Source organism: Streptomyces sp. NPDC057743 (assembly GCF_042798755.1).
Classification (GTDB): domain Bacteria; phylum Actinomycetota; class Actinomycetes; order Streptomycetales; family Streptomycetaceae; genus Streptomyces.
Genome location: NZ_JBHVJX010000096.1, coordinates 1 through 4,040, shown reverse-complemented (window position 1 = coordinate 4,040; position 4,040 = coordinate 1). Strand labels below are relative to the sequence as shown.

The following is a 4,040-nucleotide window of genomic DNA, read 5'->3' as shown; positions in this document are numbered from 1 at the left end:
GCGGCTCTTCCGCCGAGCCCGCTGCAGCCCCAACCGACTGACGTCAATGACCAAAGCGGTCCTCACCCTGGAGCAGCACCGCTGAAGAAGCTCATTAGCGGTTTATCGCACACATGATACTCATCACGCCTTCTATGCAACCTTATGTCGTATCTCGCCGTCTGACAGGGAGAGATCGGGACATAGGAAGAGATGCAGAGGGTTCATGGGTAAAAGTCGCCACCGCAAGCCATCCAGTCGCCGCAGGGGCTGGCGAATAACCCTCTGGGCGGCCGCGTCCCTCGTGGTGCTCGGCGGTTCCACCCTAGGCTTCGTCTACTACAAGCTAACCAGCAATCTGCAGAGCGTGGACATCAACGCCGCACTCGGGGACCGCCCCGCCAACGTCGACAACGGTTCGATGGACATCCTCGTCGTGGGCTCCGACTCTAGGGCCGGCTCCAACAGCAAGTACGGCAAAGATGTGGGAGGCGCCCGCTCCGACACTGCGATGCTCCTCCACCTCTACGCGGGTCACAAGCAGGCAAGCGTTGTTTCCATCCCACGCGACACGATGGTGCCCCGCCCGGAGTGCAAAACGCCCGACGGCAAGACCAGCCCGGCCGTCCAGCGCGCCCAGTTCAACGACGCCTATTCGGTGGGCGGCGCCATCTGCACCGTCAAGACCGTCGAGGCCATGACAGGCATCCGCATGGACCACTACCTGGAGGTCGACTTCGTAGGCTTCCAGCGCTTGATCGACAAGCTCGGCGGAGTCGAGGTGACCACCACCAAGCCGATCAAGGACCGCTGGAGCCACCTTCATCTCTCGGCAGGCAAGCACAAGCTCAACGGAGAGCAGGCCCTCGGCCTGGTGCGGACCCGGCATGGTGTAGGCGACGGCAGCGACCTGGGCAGGATCAAACTCCAGCAGGCGTTCATCAAGGCGCTGATTGAGCAGGTGAAGTCGGTGGGCCTGTTCACCAATCCCGCCAAGCTCTACGGACTCGCCGACACCGCCACCAAGGCGCTTGTCACCGACTCCGACCTAGCTTCCGTCGACAAACTGCTCTCCTTCGCCAATGGCCTGAAGGACATCGGGTCACAGGACATACACATGGTGACGCTCCCGGTCGGCACCGACCTCAAGGACAAAAACCGGGTAATGCCACTCGACTCCGCCAAGCAGCTCTGGCAGGCCCTCCACGACGACAAACCAATCCCAGAGGCCACCTTCAAGAACGGCGACGGCGCTAACACTCAGGCCGACAGCGTCATACGCTGATAGAAGACGTAAACCAAGAGGAAGCAGAGCATGGTTTCTAAGTCTGTCGTCATGGAACCTCTTTCATCCTGCCTTTGAAAGGCGTTGTCAAGTTGCTGGTGTGATCGGTGGGTTGGGATGTACTGGTGGTGTTCGAGTGTGGTGCCGGGCTCTGTGGTCATGTGGCGCTCGGCACCGCGGCGGTGCTGCGGGCCGCCGACCGGTCCGCGTCGGCATGGTCACCCTCCACCCGTCGGGCGCGCGGCAGTTACTGGTAACCTGGCCTGGGGCCCACACCGCGACGAGTTGGCCACGGTGCCGGCCAACCGCCCCGACCGCCCACGCACCGCCTCCGGCGTGCGGTGCCTGCGCTTCCACGCCTCCGTCAGCACCGGCATTTGTCTCCAAGCCGAGCGCTGCGCGCTGACGACAACTACCGGGCGGCGGTGCTCGACTCCCACCTCCGCACACGGCACCACTTCCTCGCGTCCGGCACCCCGCCCCGGGCCCGGGTCTCCCCCTCCGGCCACGCGGTCGCCTGGACCGCCTTCGTCAGCGGCGACTCGTACGCGGGCATCGCCTTCTCCATCCGCACCGCGCTCGCCGACACCTGCACCTGGGCTTTGGATGACAATCTGGAGGCACACACCGTCATCAAGGATGGCCATCCGTACCACCCCTCGGACCTCAATATCTCGGGCGTTACCTTCCTCGAAGACACCCGCTTCCACTCCACCCTCGCCACTGCCGGTCACGCCTACCTCGTCCGCGGCGACCGCACCCTCACCACCCACCCCAACGTCGAATGCGCCCACTCTCCCTCGACGGCACCCGCATCGCGTACAAGGAGCGCGCCTACGGCGCCTCTCCGGACGCCCCCTGGCGGCTGTGCATCCTCGACCTCGCCAGCATGCGAAGACCGCCACGGCCAGGCGCCGTAGCATCAACGACCAGGCCCTCTGGTCCGACTCCACACCCTCGTCTACGCGCTGCCGGGCGACTACGGCTCGGACCTGTGGACCGTCCCGGCCGACAGCACCGGCACCGCCCGGCGGCTGATGACGTCAGTCCTCGCCCCCCGTACGCGGGGCGACCGGTCAACCGCGGCGTGGTGGCCGGGGCAACGGTTCCCCGGCCTGACCAGTCGCCAGGTCGCGGGCGAGCGACACCTGGGAGAGCAGCACCGCACCCCACAGAACGAGGCCGACGCCCACCGCCTCCAGGATCAGCCACCAACCGGCCCGGACCTGCTCGTTGAAGAGCGTGACCCCCAGGGACAGGCTGATCAGCGCGTCCCCCAGGGTGAGCACCGGCTGGGAGGCGGTCAACGGCCCGGACTGCATGGCGTTCTCCATCATGAAGAGGGCCAGCACGCCGGTAAGGGCGAAGCCGTAGCTCTGCCAGGACGTGAAGAACTCGGCCGGGCCGCCGCGCTGCCAACTGTGCGTGGCGTCCTTGAGCAGCGCGGCGGTGAGCGCGTAGCCGACCGCGGTAGCCGCCCCGAAGCAGGCGGCGCGGACGCTGCCGGCCCCACGCCGCAACCCCGCGCCGACCGTCACACAGATCACCGAGACGCAGACGATCAGCGCGGGCACCCAACGACTCAACGGCGCGTGGTCGCGGCCACCCATGGGCGCGGCCGCGCCCAGCGCCGTCGCCAGCCCCAGGACCAGCAGCCCCACCCCGATCCAGCCCCGCCGCGAGATCCGTGCCGGCACCGGCCCGCGCAGCAACACCCGAGCAATGAGCAGCGCCAACGGGAGCTCCAGCACGAAGATCGGCTGGACCACCGACAGCGGGCCCATCAACAGCGCCAGGGCCTGGAACGCGGCGGCCGGCAACACCATCAGCATCCCCGCGAGCCACACCGCGCGGTGCAACAGATCGACGATCAGCCCGAACCGGAGCCGCGGGGAGACCGGCACGGTGCGCGCCGCGCGGCGCTGGAGCACGGTGGACAGCGCGTTGCTCACCGCCGCGAGCACCGCGAACACGACGGCCGCCCAGATCGCCACGCGCCCGCCTCTCCCTCGCCCGACGTCGACTCGACGCTAACCGGAGCCGGGCCGGGCCGCCCGGCACGGACCGGCCGGGGCCGGCGCCTGTCGTTCGTCCGCGTGACCGCCCGGCGCGTCGCTTGGCCCCCCGCGGCCCGTCCCCCACCGTGAGACCGTGCGTCGCATCTCGCCCCTCCTCACCACCGCACTGGCCGCCGCCTCCCTCGCCGCCGCCGGTTGCACCGCCGCCCCGGACTCCCCCTCGACCCCCGGCCCCGGCGGCTCGTCCCGGCGTACGGTCGCGCCCGGTCGCCCCTCACCGGTCCTGACACCGTGGCCGTTCCACGCGGACGCGGCCCAGGAGCCGCGGAGCTCCGCGAGCCGGTGGGAACATGTGGCGATCGGCTACCTAACGAAACCCTCCACGCACAGAGGGGATGGAAAGGAACGCCATGACGGCGCCTCACCACGCTCTTCCGCCCGGCCCGTCGCCTGGCGGTGCAACCTTGCCTGGGACCAGGGCACCAAGATGACCACACATCGGTCTGAGGTTCCCGACTTGTATTGGCTGTAGCGGTGCGCGGTCGGGTTGGCCGCTCGTCGCGTGCCGTAGGCCGCTGGGTCGGATGGCTCGTGAGGTTCCTGCCGCCCCTTGGGGCTGGCCCGCTCGGGTGTGCCGCCGGCCCGGTGTCCGGCCACGGTCTGACTGAACTTCTTCAACTCGGCCACTGATCGGGGGATGGTTGGTGGCCCGTAACAGGCGAGGCTCTCGGACTGTTGAGCGGGATGTCTCACGTCCC

Annotated in this window: 3 protein-coding genes; 2 read left to right on the top strand and 1 reads right to left on the bottom strand. The window is 68.3% G+C overall.

Features of this window, described 5'->3' with window-relative positions:
- The first annotated feature begins 205 nt into the window (after window positions 1-205).
- Complete coding sequence (locus tag ACFVFQ_RS38380; RefSeq protein ID WP_383425330.1) at window positions 206-1,264, top strand: LCP family protein; 1,059 nt, start codon at window positions 206-208, stop codon at window positions 1,262-1,264.
- A gap of 377 nt (window positions 1,265-1,641) precedes the next feature.
- Window positions 1,642-2,184 (top strand): hypothetical protein, encoded by a 543-nt coding sequence (locus ACFVFQ_RS38375; protein WP_383425328.1) that lies wholly within the window; start codon window positions 1,642-1,644, stop codon window positions 2,182-2,184.
- 156 nt (window positions 2,185-2,340) lie between these two features.
- Here ACFVFQ_RS38375 and ACFVFQ_RS38370 read toward each other — a convergent pair whose 3' ends face one another.
- Entirely contained in the window at window positions 2,341-3,258 is a 918-nt protein-coding gene (locus tag ACFVFQ_RS38370; protein WP_383425326.1) for a DMT family transporter, read from the bottom strand.
- Window positions 3,259-4,040: the final 782 nt, after the last annotated feature.